Genomic DNA, 26,656 nt, shown 5'->3' with positions numbered 1-26,656 from the left:
CGTCCGCCAGATAGGGAATTATCCATGCCTATTTCCACCGCTCCGATTGCCCGCAAGGCCCCAGGCGCAGACCCCTACGCCTGGCTGCAGGAGCGCGACACCCCTGAAGTGCTCGATTACCTCAAGGCGGAAAACGCCTGGCAGGAAGCCCAACTCGCCGACCAGCAGGCTTTGCGCGAAACGCTGTTCGAAGAGATCAAGGGCCGCATCCTCGAAACCGATCTGTCCCTGCCCTCCCCCTGGGGCCCGTACCTGTACTACACCCGCACCACCGCCGGTGACGAATACGCACGCCACTATCGCTGCCGCCGCCCGGCCGATGACAGCAACCAGGTGGACGAGAGCAGCGAAGAACTGCTGCTGGACCCGAACGTCTTGGCCAATGGCGGCTTTTTCTCCCTCGGCGCGTTCAGCATCAGCCCCGACCATCAGCGCCTGGCCTACAGCCTCGACACCAGCGGTGAAGAGATCTACACCCTGTACGTGAAGGAATTGGCCACCGACAAGGTCAGCGAACTGGCGTTCGACAACTGCGACGGCAGCATGACCTGGGCCAATGACAGCCTGACGCTGTTCTTCGGCGAACTGGACGACACCCATCGCCCGCACAAGCTGTATCGCTACCGTCTGGACGGTACGGCGGCGCAGGAAGTGTTCCACGAGCCCGATGGCCGTTTCTTCCTGCACTGCTACCGTTCCAGCTCCGAGCGCCAACTGCTACTGGCCCTGGGCAGCAAGACCACCAGTGAAATCTGGGCGCTGGATGCCGATCAGCCGCACCTGGCCTTCACCTGCCTGGCGCCGCGCGTCGAGGACCACGAATACGATGTCGACCACGGCAAGCGTAACGGCGAGTGGGCCTGGTTTATTCGCAGCAACCGCGACGGCATCAACTACGCGCTCTACCTCGCCGCCGATACCGGTACGCCGCCTACCGAGGCCGACTGGCAGAACCTGATCCCTCACAGCGACGAAGTCATGCTCGACGGCGTGAGCCTGAACGCCAGCGCCATGACATTGAGCCTGCGCATCGGCGGCCTGCCGGTCATCGAGGTGCACCCCGAGGGTGTACCGGCTTATCGCGTGGAATTACCCGACGCCGCCTACAGCCTCTACGTACAAAACAGCCTGGAATTTCCAAGCGACAACATCCGCCTACGCTATGAGGCCCTGAACCGTCCCGCCCAGGTGCGTCAGCTAGAGCTGGCAAGCGGCGCGCAGGTGGTGCTCAAGGAAACCCCGGTACTCGGCACATTCAACGCCGACGACTACGTCAGCCAGCGCCTGTGGGCCACCTCTGCCGACGGCACCCAAGTGCCCATCAGCCTGGTGGTCAAGCGTGATCAACTGGGTAAACCCACCCCGCTGTATCTGTACGGCTACGGTGCCTACGGCTCAAGCCTGGACCCATGGTTCTCCCACGCACGCCTGAGCTTGCTGGACCGAGGGGTCGCGTTTGCCATCGCCCATGTGCGCGGCGGCGGTGAGCTGGGTGAAGCCTGGTACCGCAACGGCAAGCAGGAACACAAACAGAATACCTTCAGCGATTTTATCGCCTGCGCCGAACACCTGATCACCGAGGGGCTGACCACTTCCAGGCAACTGGCGATCAGTGGCGGCAGTGCCGGCGGCCTGTTGATTGGCGCGGTGCTCAACCAGCGCCCGGAACTGTTCCAGGCGGCGATTGCCGAAGTGCCGTTTGTCGATGTGCTCAACACCATGCTCGATCCGGAGCTACCGCTGACCATCACCGAGTACGACGAATGGGGCAACCCCGAGGAACCCGAAGTGTATGCGCGCATCAAGGCTTACGCGCCATACGAAAACGTCAGCGCCCAGGCGTACCCGGCCATGCTGGTGATTGCCGGCTACAACGACAGCCGCGTGCAGTATTGGGAGGCCGCCAAGTGGGTGGCCAAGCTGCGCGATACCGCCACTTCAGACAACCTGTTACTGCTCAAGACCGAGCTGGGCGCCGGCCATGGCGGCATGAGCGGGCGCTACCAGGGATTGCGTGACGTAGCGCTCGAATATGCGTTCGTGTTCAAGGCGCTCGGGCTGATCTAAGCACTTGATGGAGCGGTCCTGTCTGAACGCAGGACCGCCTTGACTGTTTTAACCGCCGGGCGTCTTCGGCTTGCTGTCGTTCTGCTGCAAGCCGGGGACAGTCTGGTCCTTGGGCGGCGTGGGCAACACGATGGGCACCAACGGTGGCGTACCGTTCGTCTTGGGCGTGGCGGGCGGGCTGACTTGAGGGTACAACGTCGGGGTCGGCGTGCCCGGCGCGCCTGGGGTTGGTGCGGGCGCGACCGGTACGGTTTGCAACTCCTGAGCCTGCGCCGCAGCGGATATGAGCGCGCTCAATACAATGACCGTTAGAATGCTGCACTTCATCGATGGCTCCATGGCCTGACCGGAATCCCTTAAGGCTACTCCCAACTGCGCAAGAATGCCCTTCCCAATGAGATTTCCATGAAACGTTTCGTTCTGCTGGACACTACTCCGATCCCCGACAACGGCGGCGCCTTGTGCCTGTTCGAGTATGGCGAGGACTTCGTCATCAAGATCCAGGGCGGTGACGGCGGCCAGTTGATGAACACGCGCATGCACGGTTCCGAAGACGCCCTGGCGGAGATTCCCTGCCGCAAGGTCGCCGGTCGCCCGAACTCACGCGTGCTGATCGGCGGCTTGGGCATGGGCTTTACCTTGGCCGCAGCACTCAAGCATTTGGGCAAGACTGCCGAAGTGGTGGTGGCCGAACTGGTGCCGGGCGTCGTGGAATGGAACCGTGGGCCACTGGGAGAAAAATCCGGGTGCCCCTTGCAGGACCCGCGCACGGTGATTCGTCTGGAAGATGTGGCCAAGGTGCTACAGGCCGAGCCCCAGGGCTTCGACGCGATCATGCTTGACGTCGACAACGGTCCCGAGGGGCTTACGCAAAAGGCCAACAGCTGGCTGTATTCCGCCGGTGGCCTGGCCGCCTGCGCCAAAGCCCTGCGGCCCAAGGGCGTGCTCGCCGTGTGGTCGGCCAGTGCCGATAAGCTGTTCAGCGACAAACTGCGCAAGGCCGGCTTCAAGGCTGAAGAGGTTCAGGTGTTCGCCCATGGCAATAAAGGCACGCGGCATACCATCTGGATTGCAGAAAAGCTCAAGGGCTGAATCACCATCGGTCAAATGTGGGAGGGGGCTTGCTCCCGATAGTGGTGTGTCAGCTTGCCTATCCTTAACAGACACACTGCTATCGGGAGCAAGCCCCCTCCCACATTTGGTACTGCTTCAGTCTCTGGATTTGCGGTAATCGATCACGTACGGCACTTTTTTATCGAAGGTCTTTTCCAACTCCTTTTGATCCAGCTGGGTCATACCGCCCAACTGCCGGGCAGTGAAACCGCTGTCGCCGACCATTGCCCCCGGCGCCAGGCTGACCATGCGCTTGGCGACAGCCTCGATGGCATCCTTGTAGCCGCCCTTCTTGTTCAGGTTGTACTGGCCCAGATCAATCTGCGTGCGCAGCCAGTTGCCCCAGTAGAACTCCAGAAATTCCGGCGCAATCGCACCCTCGTTTGGCTTGCCGTACGCGGCCTTACGGGTGAAATACACCAGGCTGCGGAACGTGTCGTCCTGCAGGTTCTTGAAGCCCAGGTGCGCCGGCAGTTGCTCCGCTGGCAACGCCTGGCCCAGATTGTCCTTGAGCCAGACCTTGCGGGCCGCTTCCATCCGCTGCCAGAACGTGGCGAGATTGGGGCTGGCACTGAAGTCGTCGGTGACCTTGACCCACATTTTCAAACGCGGGCCGGCGCCGGGCGTTTCCCACAGGGTGGTGAAGCTGTGATGACCATCGGTCAGGTAAAGCTGGCCGCCGGGGCCGACCACCACGGTTTTCATCTCCTCGGGGTAGGTGCCCACCGGGTGCTTGCAGGTAAAGCTGTCGGGCCTTAGCAGCTCGGCGTTTTTTGGCACCTGGTCGGCTTCGCCCTGACCGTTGGTTTCGCAGTATTCATCGAAAGCCTTGGCCGGCTTGTCGGCGAACAGCCCAAGGCTATAGTAGATCTGGTCGAAACCCACCACGGCCTGGGTGGGGTGCAATTGCTCAAGGGCCACCTTGATCACCTGCCCGGGTTGTGGCGTCGACAACGCCTGGGCTTGAGCGGCAACCACACACAGCACAAGCCCGAGAGTCCATGAATACAGACGCATAAATTTCAAATCCTTATCAGTCAGTGAAGCAATCCCTAGGGGTGATTTTCAGCGTAAGCGGCTAGAATCAACCTTATCCGTGAACCACCAAATAGCCAGGAGCCATGATGAGCTCGACCAACCCGCCCTCCCACACCGCCAAGCTGGACCGCATCCTCGCCGACGCCCAGCGCGACCGCGAAATGGGCTACCGCGACAAAGCCTTGAAGATGTACCCCCACGTGTGCGGCCGCTGCGCCCGTGAATTCGCCGGCAAGCGTTTGAGTGAACTGACCGTACACCACCGCAACCATAATCATGATGACAATCCCCAGGACGGCTCCAACTGGGAATTGCTGTGCCTGTACTGCCACGACAACGAACACTCGCGCTACACCGACCAGCAGTATTTCGGCGAAGGCTCCACCAGCAGCCCGAGCATTGCCAAGGCGACGCACAATCCGTTTGCGGCGCTGGCGGGGTTGATGAAGAAAGACGACTGAAGATCGTCCTTGTCTGTACTGGCCTCATCGCAGGCAAGCCAGCTCCCACATTTGGAATGCATTCCCCTGTGGGAGCCGGGCTTGCCTGCGATGACGATCGCCCAAGCACCGCATACCCCCAGGCCGTATAATCGCCGTTTTTCTCCAAGGCACCCTTCCCCGTGGGCAATAAACGCTACAGCTGCATCGGTCTGTATAACCCAAAATCCCCCGAAAACGTCGGCTCGGTGATGCGTGCCGCCGGTTGCTACGGCGTGGCCTCGGTGTTCTACACCGGCGTGCGCTACGAGCGCGCCCGGGATTTCATCACCGACACCAAGAAGGTCCACCACGACATTCCGCTGATCGGCATCGACGACCTGAAGAAGATCCTGCCCCTGGGCTGCATCCCGGTTGCCGTGGAACTGGTGGAAGGCGCCCGCCCGCTGCCTGAATACACCCACCCCGACCGCGCGCTGTATATCTTCGGCCCCGAGGACGGTTCCCTGGACAAGGAGATCCGCGACTGGTGCGAAGATGTGGTGTACATCCCCACCACGGGCTGCATGAACCTGGCAGCCACCGTCAATGTGGTGCTCTACGACCGCCTGGCCAAGGGCAACAACACCCGTTCGGGCCCCAAGTACTGATTCTGCGGGAACATCCGGCACCTGCGCGCAGTCAGCTAGTAACACTAGCCCTTGTTGGAGACAGATCATGAGCGACAGCAAAATCTTGCAACCTATCATCGAAGCCACACCGTTGAAGCCTCAGCCTACCCAGAACGTGCATGGCTGGGAGCGCATCGGCTCGGTGGCGGGCGGCGTGATGATGGTCGGCAAAGGCCTGCGCCGCGGCGGGATTTTCGGGCTGATCCAGGTGGCGATTGGCGGCGTGGCACTGGCCCGTGGCTTTACCGGGCACAGTTCGCTCAAAGACAAGCTGGAGCAGGGTCGCCAGGAAATGAACAGCGTGCGCACGAAGATCGAGCGGGCCGGAGAAGAATTGAAGAATTTGAAGACCAAGGCGGAAGTGGCGGCTGAGAAGGCTGTAAAATCCAAAGCCTGACCTAAGTCTTGGACATGCTGGAGATTCAAATGTGGGAGGGGGCTTGCCCCCTCCCACATTTTGAATTGCACAGGGCTTGGGATCAGCGCAGCAGCTTGCTATCCAGTACCACCGACGATTCGCCGATTACGCTTTCAGCCAACTGAACGAACTCTTTGGTGTTGATGCTGTTCACCCGCATCACCGCCTGCGCCAGATCATCCAGGGAGCGCTTGTTGTGGGTCTTCACGCGGATCTCGCGGTCCAGGTCCTGCAACACCAATACTGCCCGCGCTACACCAGCGCTGCCGATTTGCTCGCCCCTCAGCGTGGTGACCGCCTTGCTTTCTTTGGCCAGGCGCGCCTGGATCGCCGCATAACGCTCATCGGTGAGGCCCCCCGCACGTCGCACCAGTTCAATCGCGTAATACTCCCCCAGGCCCTCGCTGATCCAGTCACTGCTGTCGTGGTCGTTGAAGCGCCCGATGGCCTGCACCACCTCGCGCAGCAACGGGCTGCTGCCATTTTCGCTGACCAGTGGCGTACGGCTGTTGAGGTAGATCGAATCGTGCGACGCCCAGGCTCCGCGGCGCATCGGGTCACTCGCGCCGACGATCAATAATTTGGCGGGATGGCGTGGGAACGCAGCGTCCACCTGCGGCCAGACGAACGTCAGCAGCGTCAGCACGTCCATGCGGCGCATGCCCTGCCCCTTTGGCGAGGCCACGGTGACCTCGGTTTCACCCAGGCGCAGGCGACGGCTGCCGAGGTTACCGGCGAGCATCCAGCCGGTGGGGCGATCGAACAGGCGGGACACGTTGTCGATGCGGAATTTGTTTTTGCCAATGCGCGGCCAGGCGGTTTCGACGCTCTTCCAGCCCGCGGGCAGTTCGAACATCAGGCGCGAGACCAATTCAATGCCATCTTGCTGGTCCAGGCGCGCAGCGGGCACCAGGTCTTCACCACGCAGTAATGCCCAATTGGGCGTGGCCCGCGTGTCAAAGGTGCCCGGCTTGCGCGCGTGGGTCAGACGCACGCGGTAGGTCAGGCTGGCCTTGTCGGCGCTGGGCTGCCACACACCACGGCTGCCCGTGACTTGCCATTGGCCGTCGGCCTTGAAGTCGCTGTAATCACCACTGCGGCCCAGGTCAAAGTCCAGGCTGCGCACCGCCGAGCCTTGGGACAGGCTGACGCGCACCTCGGCCTGCTCGCTCTGGGGCAGCAGCTTGACGTGATAATCCAGGTCAACCTTCTTAGCGCACCAGCCTGGCCCGCTCAGCGCCAGCAATACCAGGGCCGCTGCCAACTTGGCTGCCACCTTCATACACACTCCTTTGTTCAGCCTGCACGGAAGATCAGGTAATCCTCCCAGTCGTCCTCTGGCACGCTGCCTTCGCTGAGCATGCGCCCGGACTGGGAAATGCGTTCATGGTGCACGGCGTCGCGATCGCCGCAGACCAGGTGGTGCCAGAGCGGCAAATCCTTGCGCTCGCTGACCAGACGATAGCCGCAGGTTGGCGGCAGCCATTTGAACTGATCGGCCTGGCCGGGCGTGAGCTGGATACAGTCCGGCACCGAAGCGCGGCGATTGGGGTAATCGGTGCACTGGCAGGTTTTCAGGTCGAGCAGTTTGCAGGCGATACGCGTGTAATAGACGCTGTTGTCGTCTTCATCCTCAAGCTTTTGCAGACAGCACAGGCCGCAGCCGTCGCACAACGACTCCCACTCCTCCTGGTCGAGGTGCTCAAGGGTTTTGCGTATCCAGAAAGGTTCGACTTTGGCGGCCATGGCTCTACATCAGTATCAGAAGGTGAAAAGGCCGCCAGTCTAGTGCCCAAGCCCGTTACGGCCAAGCGCTTACGACTGACGGTGGTGCAAGACTTGTCAGGCCTGGGTTGGCGCAGTAGTTTTGAACCCCGGCTTTTTTCATCAGGATCTGTCCATGAGCGATAACCCACGCGTTGCCGATTACCCGATCCATACCCAATTCACCGAACGCTGGTCGCCCCGCGCCTTTACTGGCGAAAGCATCCCGCAAGAGACGTTGCTGAGTTTCTTCGAAGCCGCACGCTGGGCACCCTCGGCGTACAACTCGCAGCCGTGGCGGTTTCTCTACGCCCGCCGGGACACGCCGGACTGGGAGCGTTTCCTGGGCCTGCTGAATGAGTTCAACCGCAATTGGGCGCAGCATGCGTCGGCCCTGGTCATCATCGCGTCGAAAACCGACTTCATCGCCCCCGGCGCTACAGAAGAAACCCCGGCGCTGTGGCACACCTTCGACACCGGCTCGGCCTGGGGCCACCTGGCGCTGCAAGCCAGCCTCAGCGGCTGGCACACCCACGGCATGGCCGGTTTCGATCAGGAGCTGACCCGCAAAGAGCTGAAGATTCCACAAGGCTATGCGCTGCACGCGGCCGTAGCGGTGGGTAAGCTGGGGGACAAGTCGAACCTGCCGCAATACCTGCAAGGCCGTGAAGCGCCGAGCCCGCGCAAGCCGTTGACTGAACTGGTGTCCGAGGGCGACTTCAGCCTGTAAGCCTAGTGCAACTTCAATGTGGGAGGGGGCTTGCTCCCTCCCACATTTTAGATTGATGCATGGCCAAGGATCAGTAGCCCCGGTCGAAGTCCACTTCGCCGCGCAGCGCTTGCTTGGCCTGGTAGGCGCGCACGTTTTGCACAAACAACGCCACCATCATCGACGGCGAAGTCGGTGCCGAGCTGTGCCCAGTCAACAGCAAACCCCACGCGGTCCAGAACGGGTGGCGTTGCGGCAACGGCTCCTGACGGCACACGTCGATCACCGCGCCGGCCAGATGCCCTTCTTTCAGGGCCTCGACCAGGTCGGCATCCACCACCGCCACGCCGCGCCCGACGTTGATAAACAGCGCCGTCGACTTGAATTGCTTGAACAACGCCGCGTTGTACACGTCATGGGTGTCCGGGGTATTGGGCAGCAGGTTGATCACGTAATCGACCTCGCCCACCAAGCGGCCCAACTGATCGAGCCCGGCCACTTCAATAAAGGGTGCCTGTTCCCGCGCCGTACTGGCGATGCCGTACAGCTTGACGCCAAAGGGCACCAGGAAATCAGCCACGCTTTTGCCAATATCACCCGTGCCGACAATCAGCGCCTTGCGCCCCGCCAGGCTCTGGCCCATGCGGTTGTCCCACTTGCGCTCGACCTGGCTGACCAGGCGCGCCAGCACTTCGCGCTCATGGCCCAGCATATAGGTGAGGACAAACTCGGCCATGACCTGGCCAAAGATGCCGACTGCACGGGTGAGGCGATAGTCGCGGGGCAAGCCATCGGCCAGCAGCGGCGTGATACCGGCCCAGGTCGATTGCAACCACTGCGGTTGATGGCCCTGGCGCAGCAGCGTCGCCAGCAGATCGGGCTGGCCCAGCCACACCGGGCAATCGGCGGCCAGGCGCGAGAGTTCGGCCGAGTCACCGCTGGTCAGCACGTCAAGGTCCGGGGCGGCCTCCTTGAGCAGTTGGGCGTAGAGCGGGTGATCCTGTTCAGCAATCAGAACACGCATGGTTCAAACCTTTCAAAAACAATGCAGACGGCCGCCCGCATCCTTACGGCCACCGTCGTCTAATACGATTCCATTTAAAGCCTGTGCCCTGACACGGGCACTGATCGATCACATCGGGTCGTTGCGGCGCAGCAACTCTTCGGGCAAGTGCTCGATGTACTCGTCTTCGGCCGGCGGCATTTGCAGGTGGTAGCCCTGTTTGTCGAGGTTTTCCAGCACCACGGTGATGTCTTCGCGCGACAGCTTGCGCTCCGGCGTCAGCACCATGTCAAACGCGTGATGCGCCTTGCCGAAGGCCTCCATCAACGGCTCGGGCACGCGCTCGAGGGCATCGCTTTTGAGCACGTAGAGGTACATGCCGTCTTTTTTCTTGCTGCGGTAGATGGAACAAATACGTTTCAAGGCTGTTCTCCGGCATTGGCCAGGCTGTCGAGCAGCGCCTGGCCCATCAACTCGCGGCGCCAGCCACGCAGCGAGTCTGGCAATTGGTAAGGCCCATCGGGGTAGCCGCTTTTGACCAGGGCTTCGAGGGTTTTCTTGCGCAGCATCAGTTCCGGCGCCATCTCCAGGCGCTCGGCGAACGTCTGGCCCAGGGCGCGCAGTTGCTTGATCAGCGCGGCGGCGTCCACCGGCAACGGTTCGGCCACGGCGGGAGGCCATTGGTCCATCGGCACGCTACCGGCACGTTTGATCAGGTCCAGCAGGAACTGGCCGTCCTGACGCACGGTACGCGGGTGCATGTCTTCGATCTTGCCCAGCGCGGCCAGGTTATCCGGCTGGGATTTGGCCAACGGCCAGAGCGAATGCTCGCGGATGATGCGGTTGCGCGGCAGGTCCCGGGCGCGGGCCTGCTGCTCGCGCCAGGCGCACAATTCACGCAGCACGGCAAGTTGGGCACGGGACAGTTTCCACGCCAGCTTGGCGTCGCGGTACACCTCGAAAGGGTCGATTTCGCGGCGCAGGTTGGCCACCAGTTCGGCACCGTCTTCCAGGACCCAGGCGTACTTGTCATCCGATAGCTGCGGGCGCAGGCGAATATAGACCTCGGCCAGGTGCACCGCGTCTTCGGCGGCGTAGCTGACCTGCGTCTCGGACAATGGCCGCTGCAGCCAGTCCGAACGGGTTTCGCCCTTGGGCAGCTCGATATCCAGCACGGCTTGCACCAGGCGCGAATAGCCCATGGAAAAGCCGAGGTTGAGGTAAGCCGCGGCCAACTGGGTGTCGAACAACGGTGCCGGCAGGCTGCCGGTCAGGCGCAACAGCACTTCCAGGTCTTCGCTGCAGGCGTGCACCACCTTGATCACCGCCGGGTTCTCCAGCAAAGCGGCCAAGGGTTGCCAGTTGTCGATGGTCAGGGGGTCGATCAGGTAAGCGCGTACGCCATCACCGATCTGGATCAGCCCGGCAATAGGGTAAAAGGTGTCGACCCGCATGAATTCGGTGTCGAGGGCGACGAATGGCAACTGCTGCCATTGGGCGCAATGCTGGCCGAGGCTATCGTTGTCGCAGATCCAGTGAATATCGATGGCCACACGGCTCTCCCTTGAAGAATGGCGCGCAGTATATATCGCGAAAGGGGCTTGCGAGCATCCGTAGTGCACACACCATCATGAAAACTCCGACAGGAGATGAAGAATAGTCCGACATATGGGAGTTATCCTCTCTTACGCAGGACGTACACACACCACAGTTTGGAGCCCGGCAGGAACTCCTGGTAATTCAGAACCTTGAAGCCCGCCTGACGAAACTCATCCTCTACCGGTGTACCCGCGCTTACGGAAACAATCACCGTGTCGCGGCTGACGCGGTGAAACTCGCGCAACAACATTAATCGCACATCGCTGCTGGGCACATGGCGAAACAACTCCAGGCAGAAAATACAGTCCACCGCGTTCGCCGAAAGGCCAATCGAAAACGCCGAGCCCTGGAAGGTTTTGACACGTTTGAGCAACGTGCCCGGGTGATGGGTGCGCGCGTGGTCGAGCATGGCCTGGGAGTTGTCAGAGGCGAGGATCACCCGGTTGACGTGCTCGGCCAGCACCGGCCAGAACCGCCCCGAACCACAGGCCAGGTCAAGGATAAGCCCTGGCTCACCCGCGACCTTCAGCGCATGGCGTACCAGCCGCGCATCCCGCCACGCGGCCAAGCGCTGCAACAGCCTTGGCGGACGCGGATCACCGCACACCCTGGCATGCTCACGGTCACAGCGCTCGGTGAATTCAGTCTCGATGGGGGATGGAGGTTGTGGCGACATCACGGGCTCATGTGGGTAAAACGGTAGTGAACGACCTTGATTCCCAGCTTAACCACTGCAACGTGAAAAAAAGGTCGAAAGCCGCCACCGTACACTCCGTCACGCCTGATGCAGGTACCAGCGCCAATCCTGCTCGCCGACCTCGCCCATGAACTGGCGATATTCGGCACGTTTGACTGCCAGGTAAACACCAAGGAATTCACTGCCAAACGCATCCTTTGCCCATCGTGAAGCCTCAAGCGCACGCAGGGTGGTCAGCCAGTCAGTGGGCAACAGCTCCTTGGCCTGGGCATAACCGTTTCCTTCCACCGGGGCGCCAGGGTCGCGTTGCTCGCGAATGCCGCGATGGATGCCGGCCAGGATCGCGGCGGCCGCCAGATAAGGGTTGGCATCGGCGCCGCAGATGCGGTGCTCGATATGCCGGGAACTGGCCGGGCCACCGGGCACGCGCAGGCTGACGGTGCGGTTGTCCACGCCCCAGGTGGCAGCCAGGGGTGCATAGCTGTTGGTTTGGAAACGCCGATAGGAGTTGGCGTTGGGGCAGAACATCAGCAGCGAATCGAGCAACGTACTCAGCATCCCGCCCACCGCCTGGCGCAGCAGCGGCGTGCCATCAGCCGCCTCGCTGGCGAACAGGTTATTGCCCTGGGCATCGGCCAGGCTGACGTGCATATGCATACCGGTGCCGGCCAGGTCGTCGAACGGCTTGGCCATAAAACATGCGGCCATCCCGTGCTTGTGGGCCACGCCCTTGACCAGGCGTTTGTAGCGCACCGCTTCGTCCATCGCCTGTAAAGCATCAGTGCGATGTTCAAGGGTAATTTCCACCTGGCCCGGGGCGTACTCGGAGATGGCCGTTCGCGCCGGAATACCTTGCAGCTTGCAGGCGCTATAAAGGTCGGCGAGAAACGGCTCGATCTGCTCCAGTTCGCGCAGGCCATAGACCTGGGTCGAACGCGGGCGATTACCGTCCTTATCCCGCGCCGGTTGCGGACGACCGTTGCCGTCGGGCTTCTGGTCGAGCAGGTAGAACTCCAGCTCTGCCGCCATCACTGGGTAATAGCCATCGGCTTTGAGTGCATCGATGACCTTGGCGAGCAAATGCCGAGGGTCGGCCACGGTGGCGGGCAAGCCTTGTGTGGGGTGCATGCTGACTTGCACCGCCGCGGTGGGGATCAAACGCCAGGGCATACGCTGCAAACTGCCACTGATCGGGTAGGCGCGGCAGTCGATATCGCCGACTTCCCACACCAGCCCTGAGTTTTCTACGTCATCGCCATTGATGGTCAGGCCGAGAATGGTGCTGGGCAGTGGCCGACCGGTTTCGTACACCGCCAGCAGTTCGTCGCGGTGCAGCAGCTTGCCGCGGGGTACGCCGTTGTTGTCGAGGATAAACAGCTCGAACATCTCAATGTCGGGGTTCTGCTCAAGGAAGGTTCGGGCTTCGTGCAGGCGGGCAAAGACACTCATGGTAATTCTCATACGTTTGGGCCGGGCAGGTGCAGATGGGCACAGGTGCGCGTCATCCGTGGGGATGGATCAACGTAGAAGAGAGGTGTCTGGCGGGCGCGCGTGTCGACAATGGAACAAGGCCCAGAACGCAAGTGCAGAAGGCAGTGTCGCAGTGTGAGTGTCGGGGCAACCGTCCATGTGCGGATCACAGAAATAGAGAACCCCGAGCGTCACACGCCTGGATAGGCGGTTAAATTCAGGCTTGATGGAGTTTGGGTACAGTTTGGCTAAACATTCCCCACGCCTTGCCACCCTGCCCGGCGCTGGAAATAATGGGCGCCCCGACCGTGCCCCAAGGACTCGCCCCCATGAAAGCTCCTCTGGCCCTCTGTGTGCTGGCAAGCCTGGTAAACATCGCCCAGGCCGACACTGTCCCGTCACGTCTTGACGAGGTGATCCAGCGCGGCACCCTGACCGTTTGCACAACGGGCGACTATAAGCCCTACACCTCATTGCGCGCCGATGGCCATTATGAAGGTATCGACATTGCCATGGCCGAGTCCCTGGCCAAGAGCCTCAACACCACGATCAAGTGGGTGCCCACCACGTGGAAAACCCTGATGCCGGACTTCCTCGCCCAACGGTGCGACATCGCCGTGGGTGGGATTTCGGTGTCGTTGGAGCGGCAGAAAAAGGCGTTCTTCAGCCAATCGCTGGGGGTTGACGGCAAGATCCCACTGGTGCGCTGCGCCGATGTGCAGCGCTACCAAACGGTTGAGCAGATCAACCAGCCACAGGTGCGGGTGATCGAGCCGGCAGGTGGCACCAATGAAGTGTTTGCCCGTGCCCACCTGGGCCAGACGCAGATTCGCCTGCATGACAATGTGACGATTTTTGATGAGCTGCTGGCGGGCAAGGCCGATGTGATGATTACCGATGCCAGCGAGGCGCGGTATCAGCAGAAGCTCAAGCCGGGGTTGTGTGCGGTCAATCCTGAGCGGCCGATGCAGTACAGTGAAAAAGCCTTCCTGCTACCTCGCGATGATGTGGCCTGGAAGAGTTATGTGGATCAGTGGTTGCACTTGAGCGTGGCGACGGGTGTGTATGGGGGGGTTGTCAGCCAGTGGTTGGCTGCGCCTTGAATTTGCTGCCATGACGGCCTGTCTGGCACACCGAGATCCAAATGTGGGAGGGGGCTTGCTCTCGATATAGGTGGATCAGCCAAAAAATTGTTAACTGACACTCCGCTATCGGGAGCAAGCCCCCTCCCACATCAGCTCGACGAACGCCCTGCACGCGGCGCTGCGGTAGGCGCCCTTGCGGCTCAATAGTGCGGCAGTACGCTGCGGCAGCGGTGGGTCGATGGTCACGGCGTGCAGCCCCGTCTGCGCCTCGGCCAGTGCTTGGGGCAGGACGGTTGCCAGTGACGTGTTGCGGACGATTTCGATGATTGCGCTGATGGAGTTGGCTTCCATGGCGATAAATGGTTTCACACCTTGCCCGCGGCAGTAGTCATCGATATGGCGGCGGGTAGCGAAGCTCGTGTTCAGCAGCACCAGGGGTTGTTCAAGCCAAACGAGTCGGCTCAATTGGGGATGGCTGGCACTGACCACTACGCTCAGTTGTTCGACAAACAGCCCCTCGCACTCAATGTCCGGTCCATGTTCGCCGGTAAATCCGATACCGATATCCAGCAGGTCTTCGCCCAGTGCAGCTTCGATACGGTCCTGGGTCAACTCCTCGACGCTGAGGGTGATGCCCGGGTACAGCGTATTGAATCGCGCCAGCAACGGGCCGATCAGGTAGGCGGTGAAGGTCGGCGTCATGGCCAGGCGCAAATGCCCGCGGCTGAGGTCCTGCACATCGTGTATGGCGCGGCTGCCGGCCTGCAGGTCCTGCAAGGCCAGCCTGGCAAAGCGCACATAGGCTTGCCCCGCATCGGTCAGGCTGATACTGCGCCCGGAGCGGTCGAGCAACGGCGCGCCGAGGCTTTCTTCCAGCTGTTTAATCTGTTGTGAGAGGGTCGGCTGCGATACATGCAGCGCTTCGGCGGCGCGGGTGAAGTTGCGATGCTCGGCAACGGCGAGCAAGTAACGGATATGACGCAGCAGCATCGACAGCGCTCCAGCTATAGGCATGACTTATAGACAGCATCATAAACCGGTCTTGGACGCTATAGCCGAAAACTTCCATCCTTGCCCCATCAGCGACGCAAGGAGAACCACCATGCAGCATCTCATCGATGGCTTCCGCAAATTTCAACGTGAAGCCTTTTCCCAACGCAGCGACTTGTTCAAGCACCTGGCCACCACACAGAACCCCGGCACCTTGTTCGTGTCCTGCTCCGACAGCCGTGTCGTACCGGAGCTTCTGACCCAGCAGGAACCCGGCGATCTGTTCGTGATCCGCAATGCCGGCAACATCGTGCCGTCCTACGGCCCCGAGCCGGGTGGTGTATCGGCCACGGTCGAATATGCGGTGGCGGTACTCGGGGTCAGCGACATTGTGATTTGCGGGCATTCGGACTGCGGCGCCATGACTGCGATTTCCACCTGCAAGTGCCTGGACCATCTGCCGGCCGTGGCCAACTGGTTGCGTCATGCCGAGTCAGCCAAGGTGATCAATGCATCCCGTACGCATGTCTCGGACGCTGCGCGCCTGGATTCATTGGTGCGTGAAAACGTGGTCGCCCAACTGGCTAATCTCAAGACTCACCCCAGCGTTGCGCTGGCCCTGGAACAAGGCCGGATGAACCTGCATGGCTGGGTGTATGACATCGAAACCGGTGGCATCGACGCGCTGGACGGTCGCACCGGACGCTTCGTCTCCCTGCTCGACCATCCAACCACCCGCGCCCACGCTGCCTGAACCTTAACCACCCAAGAGGACATCACCATGTTGCAATCTCAATTCGCCCAAACCCCACGCCTGGCCCTGGCCGATACCGTTATCGACCTCAAGGCGCGCAAGAATCTGTCATGGCAGGACCTCACCGATGGCACCGGCCTGAGCCTGGCGTTCGTCACCGCCGCCCTGCTCGGCCAGCACCCGCTGCCCAAGGAGGCGGCCGACATCGTGTGCGACAAACTCGGCCTCGACCAGGACGCCAGCCGCCTGCTGCAAAGCGTCCCACTGCGCGGCAGTTTCCCCAGCGGTGTGCCGACCGATCCGACGATGTACCGTTTCTACGAAATGCTGCAGGTCTACGGCTCTACCTTGAAGGCCCTGGTGCATGAACAATTCGGCGACGGCATCATCAGCGCCATCAACTTCAAGCTGGACATCAAGAAAGTCGAAGACCCGGACGGCGGCTCCCGTGCGGTCATCACCCTGGACGGCAAATACCTGCCCACTAAACCCTTCTGATTTGCCGCCAACCGTCTACGCTCTTGGCACACCAACAAGAACGAGGGACGGGTAAATGAAGAGACTGCTCCGATTCACCTGGCTGCTGCTGTTGTGTTGCAGCCAGGTGCATGCCGCCACGGCACAGGAAGCGGATGCCCAAGCCGCCAAGGCCCTGCTGGAAAAGGCCTTGGCGTACTACCACAAGCAAGGTGACAAGGCGTTCGCCGCCTTCAGCCGTCAGGGCGAATTCATCGACCAGGACCGTTATGTGTTTGTGGTCAATACCCAAGGCGTACTGTTGGCCAGTGGCGGGCCCTCCTCCGCACTGATCGGTCGCGACGTGTCCGAGGTACTCGGGCCCGACCTGCAAGCCTCGTTCAAACAAGCCTTGAGCGTGCCGGAAAGCCAGGGTATCCAGCAGGCTGACTATCGCTGGCAGAACTGGAACGACGGCAAGGTCGAACATAAGCATGTGTTTTATCAGCGGGTGGGCGAACGCATCCTGGCGGTCGGTTATTACTTGCCGCGCGCCACGCCAGGACAGGCACGGGCGCTGCGCAACAAGGCGGTGGAAGCGCTGGTCAAGGATGAAACCGGCACGCTCAAGGCGATCAACTCCTTGCAGGGCGGCTTCTTGCAAGATGACCTGTACGTGTTCGTGGTAGACCTGAACACGCGACGCTACGTCGCCCACGGCACCAACCTGCGCCTGATCAACACCGACTTTGCCAAGATCAAGGACCCGGATGGCAAACCGGTGGGTGTGCCGATCCTCAAGATGATGGCCGAGCAGGACCAGGGCGAATACAAATACCGCTGGAAAAACCCGGTGACGGGTAAGGTCGAGAACAAGCACGCTTATGTGCGCAAAAGCGGGCATTTCATGGTTGCGGTGGGATATTACAGCCCCTGACCTGACTTGAAATGCAATCAAACTGTGGGAGCAAGTCGAATCGTCGCGCCGCCCCTCCCACATTTGGTTTCCTACATTCAGTTGGACCTAGCGGGCTTTGTCTTCCCGACCACGCAGCACCCGGTTCGGCATCACGATCGCAGCCGCCAACCCCAGCAGCGACACTGCCGCACTCACCATCAGCAAATGCCGGAACGTCACCGCCAACTCCCCGCGCAACGCATCCTGCGCCGGGCCGGGTGCGGCGTTGAGGCCGTCAAGCAGCACGTTGCCAGAACTGCCTTCGGCCACCAGTGCGGCGCTCGTCAAATGGGCGAAACTGGAGTCGTGCAACAGCGCCAGCAGCAACGCCGACATGCAAGCCACCCCCACTGCCCCGCCCAGGGAGCGGAACAGGTTGGTGGTGCTGGTGGCCACACCGATATCCCGTTGCTCTACCGAGTTCTGCGTACCCACCAACGAGGTCGGGAACTGCATACCGGCGGCAATGCCGCACAACAGCATGAATACGCTGGTGAGCACCACCGCCTGGGGCGCGCTGTAGGCCATGCCGAGAATCGCCAGCGGGCTCAACACCGCGCCGCTCAGGATCATCGGTTTATAGCGGCCAGTCACCGACGTCATGCGCCCGGCAAAATACGCGCCCATCGGCAAGCCCATCGCCAAGGGCAGCAAGTGCAGGGCCGCACTGTCGGCACCGGCGCCGGTCACGGTCTGGTAACGCAGGGGCATCAGCACGGTCAGGGAAATCGCCTGGAAGCTGGTGACAAAAATCGTGCACCAACACAACACCGCACTGCGGTTGGCAAACAAGTGCATGGGCAGCAGCGGTTCGCGCGCGCGGCGTTCGTGCCACACAAACACGCTCAACGCCAACAGTGCGCAGGCCAGCAACCCCAGCACTTGATCGTCACGCCACGAATGGCCCTGGCCGATTTCGGTGATACCCAGCAACAAGGCGGTGAGGCCGATGATCATCACCACCGTGCCGAGGTAATCGATGATCGGCTTGCGCTGTGGCACCGGCAGTCCCACCAACGTGCGATGGGCCACGTACCAGGCGCCTGCGCCCAGCGGCAGGTTGATCAAAAACACCCAGCGCCACGACAAGTACTCGGTCATATAGCCGCCCAGCACCGGCCCCGCCACGCTGGCCACCGCGTACATGCTGCTGAAATAGCCCTGGTAACGGCCGCGTTCGCGAGGGGGAATAATGTCGCCGATGATTGCCTGGCTCACTGAAATCATCCCGCCGGCACCGATGCCCTGGAGAATCCGCGCCAGCACCAATTGCTCCATGCTTTGCGCCATGCCACAAAACAGCGACGCCAGGGTAAACACGCCCATGCCGATCAGCATCATGGGCCGACGCCCATACAGATCGCCAAGCTTGCCGTAGATCGGCACCGCCACGGTCATCGCCACCATATAGCCGGAAATCACCCAGGCCAGCAGGTTGACGTCATGAAACTGCGCGGAAATGGCCGGCATGGACACCGCCACAATGGTCTGGTCCAGGGCGCCGAGGAAGATCGCCATCATCAGCGCAGCAAGAATACTGCGCACGGCGGGAACGGTTGGGGCGGGCTGATTGAGGTGAGTCACGGCAGAACCTTCGAACAAGGCCCGCAGGACAAGATCGCCCGCGGGAATGCTCAATACGATAGCAGGCTATTCGATAGGCTCGTAAGCAAGCCCGACGTAATTTTCTGCAATGGTTTTGCGCCCGGCATCCGAGTGGATGAAATAATCCAGCTCACTCTCGGCAATGCGCTGGCTGAAGGCGTCCGCCTGGGGAAACTCATGCAGCATCGAGGTCATCCACCAGGAAAACCGCTCGGCTTTCCATACCCGGCGCAGGCAGATCGCCGAGTACTTTTGCAGCAAGTCCAGGCGCCCTTCACGGTACACCTTGAGCAAGATCCGGAACAACGTGCTCACGTCACTGGCCGCCAGGTTCAACCCCTTGGCGCCGGTGGGCGGGACAATATGCGCAGCATCGCCAAGCAGGAACAGGCGCCCGTACTGCATGGGTTCCACCACGAAGCTGCGCAGCGGCGCGATACTTTTTTCAATCGATGGGCCGGTCACCAACTGCTGCGCCAATGAACCGGGCAAGCGGGTTTTCAGCTCATCCCAGAAACGCTCATCCGACCAATCCTCCACAGCCTCGTCCTGCGGCACTTGCAGGTAATAACGGCTGCGCGTCGGTGAGCGCATGCTGCACAGGGCAAAACCCCGTGGGTGTTTGGCATACACCAGCTCGGCGTGTACCGGCGGCGTATCGGCGAGCACCCCCAGCCAACCGAAGGGATAGACCCGCTCGAATACCTTCAACGCCTGCGCCGGAATCGACTGGCGGGCGACGCCATGGAAGCCATCGCAACCGGCGATGTAATCGCACTCCAGGCGATAGGCTTGGCCTTGGTGATTGAACGTCAGCCAGGGTCGATCACTTTTCAGATCATGGGGCTGTACGTCGCACGCCTCGTACAGCGTGGTAGCGCCGGCGGCTGCGCGGGCGGCCATCAGGTCGCGGGTGACTTCGGTCTGGCCGTAGATCATCACCGATTGGCCACCGGTCAATGCCTTCAGATCGATTGGGATAAGTTGGTCATTAAGGGCAATGTCAAAACCTGTGTGCACCAACCCTTCAACATCCATGCGTTGGCTCACCCCGGCTTCGCGCAACAGGTCAACCATGCCCTGCTCCAACACTCCGGCACGGATGCGCCCCTGCACGTAATCGGCGCTCTGGCGCTCTAGAACAAGGGTTTGAATACCAGCGTTGTGCAGCAGCTGGCCGAGCAGCAATCCAGACGGACCGGCGCCAATAATGGCGACTTGGGTTTTCAGGGTTTTCATTATTTTTATGGCCTTCACGCTTTACCCGAACGTATCGAGTGAAAGAGTTGTCAGTGGAACTGTGGCTGACATTTTTCACTTGAGCGAACCGCATAAGAAGGTGAAAACTGCGTCAAAACCTGCGCTTTTCGCCAATCGGGGCGATTACCGAACCATTATCCTGAGTATCGGATTGAAACCATGACCAAAACCGCGATTCCGGTCTTCAAGCTTTACGGGGAAAGCCAGCAGTGGCCGACGCCCGATTTGTTGCACTGCGAAACCATTTCCCGGCGCAGTCGGGAATACCAGTGGGAAATCCAGCCCCACCGGCACGCGGATCTGTGCCAACTGCTGTATGTGCACAAAGGCCAGGCACAACTGGAAATCGAAGGCCAGCGCACCACCCTCAATGAAGCGAGCCTGCAAGTGCTGCCGCCACTGTGCGTGCATGGCTTTCGTTTTTCCGAAGATGTGCAGGGTTATGTGGTGACCCTTTCGGCGCCGCTGGTCAGCCATTTGCAGGCGCAATTGGGTGACACCGTCGATGGCCTGCAAACCCTCGGCAGTTATCCTGCGGGCAAGGACAGCGACTACTTGAACAACCTGTTCGTGCGCTTGCAGGACGAATACGCCGATGATCAACCGGCACGGGACATGATGTTGCACGCCTTGGTCAGCGTGCTGCTGGTGTGGGTCAGCCGCCAGGCGATCCAGCGTCGTCATCCACGCGCCCCACGTGGTCGTGAGTATTTTCGGCGTTTCACCCAACTGGTCGAACAGCATTACCGTGAGCACCCCAAGATTGAAGATTTGGCCCACAAGCTGGGCATCTCGGTCTCACACTTGAACGGGACTTGTCGGGAGTTGGGCGGGCAACCAGCGTTGCAGATCATGCATGACCGCCAATTGCTGGAAGCCAAGCGCTTGTTGACCTACACCAGCATGACCATCAATGAGATGTCTGAGGTGCTGGGCTTTTCCGATCCGACCAACTTCTCACGACTGTTTCGCCGCAGGGTCGGGTTTTCACCCAAGGCGTTTCGCGAGCAATTGAAGGCCGAGCAGCCTACCTGAGCGCGCTGAAGCTGCCGGTGCGCGGCACGCATTGGTCCTGATGGCAACTGATGGCGAACGCCGCCGGTTGCATGCGCGTTTGCTCAACGCGATAGGCGGCTGTCCCGTACAACGCAGTCGCCAATGCACAGAGGGTGAAAATCGTCAGGTATTTTCTGGTTTTGATACTCATGGCACAGACCTCTGAACGGATCTACACGGTGCTGTTTAAAGCATAGGTCAGTCAGCGCAAGTTGCCATGATTGGCTGCCATTCAGCGCGTTTATATCGCCTCAGAGGCCGACGTCCCACGCAGGCGCCTCCGGAAACCGCAGCACCAGAAAATCCAGCAGGCTGCGCAGTGCCGAGGGCATGTGCTTGCGCGAGGCGTACACCGCATAGATGTTCATCTGCCGTGGCTCTGCTGCAGGCAGCAAGCGCACCAGTTCACCACTGCGGATCAGGTCACCGGCCTGATAACTGGGGAGCATCGCCACCCCTGCCCCGGCCAGAGTTATACGCAATAACGTGCTGGCCTCGTTGGCGGTGATATTGCCGTGCACCGGCACCGACACGTGTTCGCCCTGCTCTTCGAAATGCCACAGGCTCTTGCCGAAATAGGAGTGGGTCAGGCAGTTGTGCCGGGCCAGGTCTTCGACTTTCTGCGGCGCCGGATGCTCACGCAGATAGGCCGGTGTGGCACACACCACCGAGCGGCACACAGTCAAGCGCCGGGCGATCAGGTTCGGGTCCAGGTCATTGCTGGTGCGGATCGCCAGGTCGATGCGCTCATCCACCAGATTCACCGTGCGGTCGAGCATCTGCAAGTCCACCGTCACCAGCGGGTAGCGCTTGACGTACTCGGCAATGGCCGCGCCCAACTGCGCCTGGCCGAACGAGGTACTGACGCTCAGGCGCAACAAGCCCCGAGGCGCGTCATCGGGCTCGCTGACGGCGGCCTGCATATCGGCGCACAGCTCCAGCAATTGCCGGCAGCGCGGCAGGGTTTCGCTCCCGGCAGCAGTGAGGCTGAGCTTGCGCGTGGTGCGGTGCAGCAGGCGCGCGCCGACCCAATCCTCCAGCTCAGCCAGGTAACGCGAAACCACCGGGCGCGACAGGTCCAGATGATCGGCGGCGGCAGACTGGCTGCCCAGGTCCACCACGGTGACAAACACGCGCATTGCTTGAAGACGATCCATGATCTGCCCGATTTCAGAAACAAACTATGTCCAAGCATCGCATTTTTTGTGGTGTTTTATGCAACTAAGCTCTACCCACCCCTCACCAATGGCAGGAGCTGCCCGATGTTCTCGACCTTCAAACGCTTGACCTTGGCCACTGCCGCCCTGGCGTTCGCCGCCCACGCCGCAGCCGCTGAGCTGAAACTGGACGTGTACAACCCCGGCGAAGCGGCGATCTTTCCCGTCAGCTCGGTGCTGGTCAGCGGTGCCAAAGACGCGATCCTGGTGGACGCCCAATTCGGCAAAGGCCAGGCCGAGCAATTGGTGCAGAAGATCCGCGCCAGCGGCAAGCACCTGACCACCATCTACATCAGCCATGGCGACCCGGACTACTACTTCGGCCTCGACACCCTGACCGCCGCCTTCCCCGACGCCAAGGTGCTGGCGCCGCAACCGGTGGTCGACCATATCAACGCCACCGTCGCTGGCAAGCTGGAATATTGGGGCCCGAAAATGGGCGCCGACAAACCGACCAAGACGATTGTGCCGCAAGTGTTGCAAGGCCACAGCCTGACCCTTGAAGGGCAACAGCTTGAAGTGGTCGGCCTGGACGGTCCGCAGCCGGATCGCAGCTTTGTGTGGATCCCGTCGATCAAGGCTGTAGTCGGTGGCGTGGTTGTCGCCGAAAACATTCACCTGTGGATGGCTGACACTCAGGGCGCGCAATCCCATAAAGACTGGCTGAGCACCCTTGAGCGCATTGAAGGCTTGAAGCCAAAAACAGTGATCCCTGGTCACTACCTGGGCACCCCATCGCTGGCCTCGGTGAAATTCACCGCCGACTACATCCAGGCCTTCGACATCGAAACCGCCAAGGCCAAGGATTCCGCCGCCCTGATTGCGGCCATGAAACAGCGTTACCCCACCCTCGCCGACGAAAGCTCGCTGGAATTGAGCGCCAAAGTCGCCAAGGGCGAAATGAAGTGGTGATCGGCTTTAAACCCTAACCCTGATGGAGAACGTCATGAGCAAAATCGCAATCATTGGTGCCACCGGCCGTGCCGGTAGCCAACTGCTGGAAGAAGCCCTGCGCCGCGGGCATACCGTCACCGCCATCGCTCGCAACACCGAGAAGCTGGGCGTACGCCCAGGCGTCACGACCAAGCAGGTGGATGCGCTGGATGCCGAGGCTTTGCAACACGCCATAAGCGGCAGCGACGTGGTGATCAGCGCCGCGCACTTTGCCACCTTGCCCGCCAGCGCCGTGATCGGCCCGGTGAAAAAGGCCGGGGTCAAACGCCTGCTGGTGGTGGGTGGTGCAGGTTCGTTGCTGCTACCGGACGGCAGTCGCGTCATCGATAGCCCGGGTTTCCCTGCGGAGTACAAGGCCGAAGCCAGTGCCGGGGCTGATTTCCTGGAAACGCTGCGCCAGGAAACGGAATTGGATTGGACGTTCCTCTCGCCATCGGCGCTGTTCGACGGGACCGAGCGCACCGGCAAATTCCGCCTGGGCCAGGATGACCTGTTGGTGAGCAGTGACGGTAACAGCTCGATCAGCTTTGCCGACTACGCCATCGCCATGATCGACGAGGTTGAAACACCCAAGCACTCGCGTAAGCGCTTCACCGTTGGCTACTGACACCACGCGGTAAAAAATGTGGGAGGGGGCAAGCCCCTCCTACATTTGTGCCTGGCTGGTCAGCCAATCCATCAGGGCCAACAACCCGGCAGAAGGCACTGTCTGCGGCGGATACACCAGGAAGTAGCCCATGCCCGTCGGCACCCGCAGTTCAAACGGCATCACCAGGCGCCCCGCCTTCAGGTCCTCGCCAATCAGCGCACGATCACCGATCGCCACGCCCGAGCCTTGTGCCGCCACCGTCATCGCCAGGTCCAGCGTTTCGAAATGATGCCCCTGGCTCAGACTGCTCAGGCGCGTACCCGCCGCTTTTAACCACAATGCCCAATCCCGCTGATCCCGTGTGGGGTGCAGCAGCACTTGGTGTTGCAGATCCGCTGGCGTGTGCAAGTTGTCCAGCAAGGCCGGAGCACAGACCGGTGTGAGTTGTTCATCGAACAAATGCCGAGCCTCCTCGGACTGCTCGGCGATGGGCGCATAGATCACCGCCGCATCAAATGGCTCGCGACGAAAATCCACGGTGTAGGCCACGGTGGTGGTGAGCTCCACCGGTACATCCGGGCGCTCCCTTTGCCATTGCAGCACGCGTGGCAGTAGCCAGCGCATCACACAGGTGGACGCCTTGAGCTGCAAAACCTCGCGGCGATTGCCGATCTGCTCCACGGCCTCACCGATCACGCCGAACACCTGCTGCACCCGCAGCGCCCACTCGCGACCTTCCTCGGTGAGGCTCAAGCCCCGCGCCTGGCGCACAAACAACCCATAGCCAAAATGCCGTTCCAACCCCGCGATCTGGCGGCTCACCGCCCCCTGGGTGATGTGCAGTTGCTCGGCGGCGCGGGTGAAGTTGCAGCATTGGGCCGTGACCCAGAAGGTGTGCAATGCGGGCAACGGTGGAAGGCGTTTCATTAGGGCGCAGCCATGACGTGAGGACATGGCGAGTATGACTTTTTATCGATTGTTGCCGCTACCGGCCAGCCGGTCCAATAGCGCCTTCAATCCATAACAAGAGCGACCGGCATGGCAACCTGCGGCGAAGTATTGGTCCACCTCCTGAAAGGCTACGGTGTCGATCATGTGTTCGGCATCCCCGGTGTGCATACCGTGGAGCTGTACCGTGGTTTGGCGCGCTCCGGCATCCGTCACGTCACCCCGCGCCACGAACAGGGCGCCGGGTTTATGGCCGACGGCTACGCGCGCACCTGCGGCAAGCCTGGTGTGTGTTTCATCATTACCGGCCCGGGCATGACCAATATCACCACGGCCATGGGCCAGGCCTATGCCGATTCGATCCCGATGCTGGTGATTTCCAGTGTGCAGGCGCGCAGCCAGTTGGGCGGCGGGCGTGGCAAGTTGCATGAGTTGCCGAATCAGAGCGCACTGGTGGCCGGCGTGGCGGCGTTTTCCCATACCTTGATGTCGGCCCACGAGTTGCCCGGCGTGCTGGCGCGGGCGTTTGCACTGTTTCAGGCCGGGCGGCCGCGCCCGGTGCATATCGAGATTCCGTTGGATGTGCTGGTGGAGAATGCCGACGCTCTGCTGGGCAGCCAGCCGGTCAGCGTGGCCCGCGCCGGAGCGGCACCGGCGGCGATCGAGCACATGAGCCGCTTGCTCGCCACCGCCCAACGCCCGCTGATTCTGGCCGGTGGCGGCGCCATCGATGCGGCGCCCGAGTTGACCCGCCTGGCCGAAACCCTCGGCGCGCCCGTGGCCCTGACCATCAATGCCAAAGGCCTGCTGCCTGCCGCACACTCGTTGTTGATCGGCTCGACCCAGACCCTGGCGGCCACCCGCGCCCTGGTCGCCGAGGCCGATGTGGTACTGGCCATCGGCACGGAACTGGCGGAAACCGATTACGACGTGACCTTCGCTGGCGGCTTCAAGATTCCCGGTACGTTGCTGCGCATCGATATCGACCCGGATCAGACCGTACGCAACTACCCACCCGAGGTGGCCCTGGTGGCCGACGCGAAAATCGCCGCCCGGGCGCTGCTCACCGAACTGGACCGCCAGTCACTGGCGCCGCGCAATACCGATTGGGGCGCAGTTCGCGTCGCACGTTTGTGGGCCGAGCTGGAGCCCACTTGGGACGCTGCCACCCGTGCACACACGCGGCTTCTCAACACCGTATTGGAAGAACTGCCCGGCGCCGTGCTGGTGGGCGACTCCACCCAACCGGTGTACAGCGCCAACCTGACCCTGAACCTCGACCGACCACGTCACTGGTTCAATTCATCCACCGGCTACGGCACCCTGGGCTATGCCCTGCCCGCCGCCATCGGCGCCTGGCTGGCGCGCGGCGATGAGCAACCGGTGGTGTGCCTGATCGGCGACGGTGGCCTGCAATTCACCCTGCCGGAACTGGCCAGCGCCGTGGAAGCCCGCACACCGGTGATCGTACTGTTGTGGAATAACCAGGGCTATGAGGAGATCAAGAAATACATGCTCAATCGGGCCATCGAGCCTGTGGGTGTGGACATTTACACCCCGGACTTTATTGGCGTGGCCAAGGCCCTGGGCTGCGCGGCAGAGAGCATCGAAGGCATCGAGCATCTGCGCTCGGCACTGCGCGCCGCAGCTGATCGCCAGGGGCCGACGCTGATTGAAATCGACCAAGGGCGGTGGGAGTCGACCAAGCCTGGAACTCGCTCTATGTGACTCTGGTTTTCCCCTGTGAGAGGGGCGATCTGTCAGTTATCCGCAATTTTTAGATAGCCCCAGTGAC

The 26,656-nt window shown here is 61.4% G+C and carries 29 protein-coding genes; 14 read left to right on the top strand and 15 right to left on the bottom strand.

Going from position 1 to position 26,656, the window contains the following annotated elements:
* Positions 1–24: 24 nt before the first annotated feature.
* Positions 25–2,067, top strand: a complete 2,043-nt coding sequence (locus FW800_RS01485) for a S9 family peptidase (RefSeq protein WP_248128173.1) — start codon at positions 25–27, stop codon at positions 2,065–2,067.
* Between the two features lie 48 nt (positions 2,068–2,115).
* On the opposite strand, the gene FW800_RS01480 is transcribed toward FW800_RS01485, so the two are convergent.
* On the bottom strand, positions 2,116–2,394 hold the full coding sequence (locus FW800_RS01480; protein ID WP_005786107.1) for a hypothetical protein: 279 nt from the start codon (positions 2,392–2,394) through the stop codon (positions 2,116–2,118).
* Between the two features lie 78 nt (positions 2,395–2,472).
* Between FW800_RS01480 and FW800_RS01475 the strand changes: the two genes are divergently transcribed.
* Positions 2,473–3,159: a spermidine synthase gene (locus FW800_RS01475; protein ID WP_032877236.1), complete on the top strand. Its 687-nt coding sequence runs from the start codon at positions 2,473–2,475 to the stop codon at positions 3,157–3,159.
* A 117-nt stretch (positions 3,160–3,276) separates the two neighbouring features.
* On the opposite strand, the gene FW800_RS01470 is transcribed toward FW800_RS01475, so the two are convergent.
* Positions 3,277–4,197 (bottom strand): ParB/Srx family N-terminal domain-containing protein, encoded by a 921-nt coding sequence (locus FW800_RS01470; RefSeq protein ID WP_446436819.1) that lies wholly within the window; start codon positions 4,195–4,197, stop codon positions 3,277–3,279.
* 107 nt (positions 4,198–4,304) lie between these two features.
* Here FW800_RS01470 and FW800_RS01465 point away from each other — a divergent pair, with 107 nt between their 5' ends.
* From FW800_RS01465 to FW800_RS01455, 3 genes are all read left to right on the top strand, one after another.
* On the top strand, positions 4,305–4,679 hold the full coding sequence (locus FW800_RS01465) for a YajD family HNH nuclease (protein ID WP_005786102.1): 375 nt from the start codon (positions 4,305–4,307) through the stop codon (positions 4,677–4,679).
* Between the two features lie 161 nt (positions 4,680–4,840).
* Positions 4,841–5,308: an RNA methyltransferase gene (locus tag FW800_RS01460; protein WP_003189607.1), complete on the top strand. Its 468-nt coding sequence runs from the start codon at positions 4,841–4,843 to the stop codon at positions 5,306–5,308.
* 67 nt (positions 5,309–5,375) lie between these two features.
* Positions 5,376–5,726, top strand: coding sequence for a YgaP family membrane protein (locus FW800_RS01455; protein WP_446436818.1), 351 nt, complete (start codon positions 5,376–5,378; stop codon positions 5,724–5,726).
* Positions 5,727–5,808: 82 nt separating this feature from the next.
* Here the strand turns inward: FW800_RS01455 and FW800_RS01450 are convergent, their stop codons facing one another.
* Entirely contained in the window at positions 5,809–7,029 is a 1,221-nt protein-coding gene (locus FW800_RS01450) for a hypothetical protein (protein ID WP_005786096.1), read from the bottom strand.
* A 14-nt stretch (positions 7,030–7,043) separates the two neighbouring features.
* Positions 7,044–7,493, bottom strand: coding sequence for a YcgN family cysteine cluster protein (locus tag FW800_RS01445; protein ID WP_003172524.1), 450 nt, complete (start codon positions 7,491–7,493; stop codon positions 7,044–7,046).
* 154 nt (positions 7,494–7,647) lie between these two features.
* On the opposite strand from FW800_RS01445, the gene FW800_RS01440 reads away from it, so the two are divergent.
* Positions 7,648–8,241 carry a nitroreductase family protein gene (locus tag FW800_RS01440; RefSeq protein WP_078820608.1) on the top strand — a complete coding sequence of 198 codons (594 nt, stop codon included), beginning with the start codon at positions 7,648–7,650 and terminating at the stop codon, positions 8,239–8,241.
* A 70-nt stretch (positions 8,242–8,311) separates the two neighbouring features.
* On the opposite strand, the gene FW800_RS01435 is transcribed toward FW800_RS01440, so the two are convergent.
* From FW800_RS01435 to FW800_RS01415, 5 genes are all read right to left on the bottom strand, one after another.
* Positions 8,312–9,244, bottom strand: a complete 933-nt coding sequence (locus FW800_RS01435) for a D-2-hydroxyacid dehydrogenase (protein ID WP_078820607.1) — start codon at positions 9,242–9,244, stop codon at positions 8,312–8,314.
* A 108-nt stretch (positions 9,245–9,352) separates the two neighbouring features.
* Positions 9,353–9,646 (bottom strand): YcgL domain-containing protein, encoded by a 294-nt coding sequence (locus FW800_RS01430; protein ID WP_014717482.1) that lies wholly within the window; start codon positions 9,644–9,646, stop codon positions 9,353–9,355.
* Positions 9,643–10,776, bottom strand: a complete 1,134-nt coding sequence (rnd, locus tag FW800_RS01425) for a ribonuclease D (protein ID WP_032877242.1) — start codon at positions 10,774–10,776, stop codon at positions 9,643–9,645. Before rnd ends, FW800_RS01430 begins: the two co-directional genes overlap by 4 nt.
* A 122-nt stretch (positions 10,777–10,898) precedes the next feature.
* On the bottom strand, positions 10,899–11,498 hold the full coding sequence (locus tag FW800_RS01420) for a class I SAM-dependent methyltransferase (protein WP_005786086.1): 600 nt from the start codon (positions 11,496–11,498) through the stop codon (positions 10,899–10,901).
* Positions 11,499–11,597: 99 nt separating this feature from the next.
* On the bottom strand, positions 11,598–12,968 hold the full coding sequence (locus FW800_RS01415) for a glutamine synthetase family protein (protein ID WP_446436817.1): 1,371 nt from the start codon (positions 12,966–12,968) through the stop codon (positions 11,598–11,600).
* 350 nt (positions 12,969–13,318) lie between these two features.
* On the opposite strand from FW800_RS01415, the gene FW800_RS01410 reads away from it, so the two are divergent.
* Complete coding sequence (locus tag FW800_RS01410) at positions 13,319–14,092, top strand: transporter substrate-binding domain-containing protein (protein ID WP_078820605.1); 774 nt, start codon at positions 13,319–13,321, stop codon at positions 14,090–14,092.
* A gap of 105 nt (positions 14,093–14,197) precedes the next feature.
* Here the strand turns inward: FW800_RS01410 and cynR are convergent, their stop codons facing one another.
* Positions 14,198–15,064, bottom strand: coding sequence for a transcriptional regulator CynR (cynR, locus tag FW800_RS01405; protein WP_148852362.1), 867 nt, complete (start codon positions 15,062–15,064; stop codon positions 14,198–14,200).
* A 112-nt stretch (positions 15,065–15,176) separates the two neighbouring features.
* Here cynR and FW800_RS01400 point away from each other — a divergent pair, with 112 nt between their 5' ends.
* From FW800_RS01400 to FW800_RS01390, 3 genes are read left to right on the top strand one after another with little or no spacing between them, the layout of a single operon-like run.
* Positions 15,177–15,818 carry a carbonic anhydrase gene (locus tag FW800_RS01400; RefSeq protein ID WP_005786082.1) on the top strand — a complete coding sequence of 214 codons (642 nt, stop codon included), beginning with the start codon at positions 15,177–15,179 and terminating at the stop codon, positions 15,816–15,818.
* 27 nt (positions 15,819–15,845) lie between these two features.
* Positions 15,846–16,316 carry a cyanase gene (cynS, locus tag FW800_RS01395; RefSeq protein WP_005786081.1) on the top strand — a complete coding sequence of 157 codons (471 nt, stop codon included), beginning with the start codon at positions 15,846–15,848 and terminating at the stop codon, positions 16,314–16,316.
* A gap of 55 nt (positions 16,317–16,371) precedes the next feature.
* The gene (locus FW800_RS01390) at positions 16,372–17,211 is read left to right on the top strand and encodes a cache domain-containing protein (protein ID WP_446436816.1); all 840 of its coding nucleotides are present in this window, start codon (positions 16,372–16,374) and stop codon (positions 17,209–17,211) included.
* Between the two features lie 87 nt (positions 17,212–17,298).
* Here FW800_RS01390 and FW800_RS01385 read toward each other — a convergent pair whose 3' ends face one another.
* On the bottom strand, positions 17,299–18,816 hold the full coding sequence (locus FW800_RS01385; protein ID WP_446436815.1) for an MDR family MFS transporter: 1,518 nt from the start codon (positions 18,814–18,816) through the stop codon (positions 17,299–17,301).
* A 66-nt stretch (positions 18,817–18,882) separates the two neighbouring features.
* Positions 18,883–20,067: a 4-hydroxybenzoate 3-monooxygenase gene (pobA, locus tag FW800_RS01380; protein ID WP_436976875.1), complete on the bottom strand. Its 1,185-nt coding sequence runs from the start codon at positions 20,065–20,067 to the stop codon at positions 18,883–18,885.
* Between the two features lie 189 nt (positions 20,068–20,256).
* On the opposite strand from pobA, the gene FW800_RS01375 reads away from it, so the two are divergent.
* Positions 20,257–21,132: a helix-turn-helix domain-containing protein gene (locus tag FW800_RS01375; protein WP_005786075.1), complete on the top strand. Its 876-nt coding sequence runs from the start codon at positions 20,257–20,259 to the stop codon at positions 21,130–21,132.
* Here FW800_RS01375 and FW800_RS01370 read toward each other — a convergent pair.
* Positions 21,125–21,304 (bottom strand): hypothetical protein, encoded by a 180-nt coding sequence (locus tag FW800_RS01370; RefSeq protein WP_003189580.1) that lies wholly within the window; start codon positions 21,302–21,304, stop codon positions 21,125–21,127. The genes FW800_RS01375 and FW800_RS01370 overlap by 8 nt on opposite strands.
* A 100-nt stretch (positions 21,305–21,404) precedes the next feature.
* Positions 21,405–22,310, bottom strand: coding sequence for a LysR family transcriptional regulator (locus FW800_RS01365; protein ID WP_005786071.1), 906 nt, complete (start codon positions 22,308–22,310; stop codon positions 21,405–21,407).
* A gap of 105 nt (positions 22,311–22,415) precedes the next feature.
* On the opposite strand from FW800_RS01365, the gene FW800_RS01360 reads away from it, so the two are divergent.
* The gene (locus FW800_RS01360) at positions 22,416–23,282 is read left to right on the top strand and encodes an MBL fold metallo-hydrolase (protein ID WP_032877249.1); all 867 of its coding nucleotides are present in this window, start codon (positions 22,416–22,418) and stop codon (positions 23,280–23,282) included.
* Between the two features lie 34 nt (positions 23,283–23,316).
* On the top strand, positions 23,317–23,931 hold the full coding sequence (locus tag FW800_RS01355; protein ID WP_446436814.1) for an NAD(P)-dependent oxidoreductase: 615 nt from the start codon (positions 23,317–23,319) through the stop codon (positions 23,929–23,931).
* 39 nt (positions 23,932–23,970) lie between these two features.
* On the opposite strand, the gene FW800_RS01350 is transcribed toward FW800_RS01355, so the two are convergent.
* Positions 23,971–24,840: a LysR substrate-binding domain-containing protein gene (locus FW800_RS01350; protein ID WP_446436813.1), complete on the bottom strand. Its 870-nt coding sequence runs from the start codon at positions 24,838–24,840 to the stop codon at positions 23,971–23,973.
* 111 nt (positions 24,841–24,951) lie between these two features.
* On the opposite strand from FW800_RS01350, the gene FW800_RS01345 reads away from it, so the two are divergent.
* Entirely contained in the window at positions 24,952–26,589 is a 1,638-nt protein-coding gene (locus FW800_RS01345) for a 5-guanidino-2-oxopentanoate decarboxylase (protein ID WP_446436812.1), read from the top strand.
* Positions 26,590–26,656: the final 67 nt, after the last annotated feature.

Source organism: Pseudomonas sp. 910_23 (assembly GCF_052850795.1).
The sequence above is the reverse complement of the archived record's forward strand: the minus strand, read 5'-3'. Positions and strand labels throughout refer to the sequence as shown.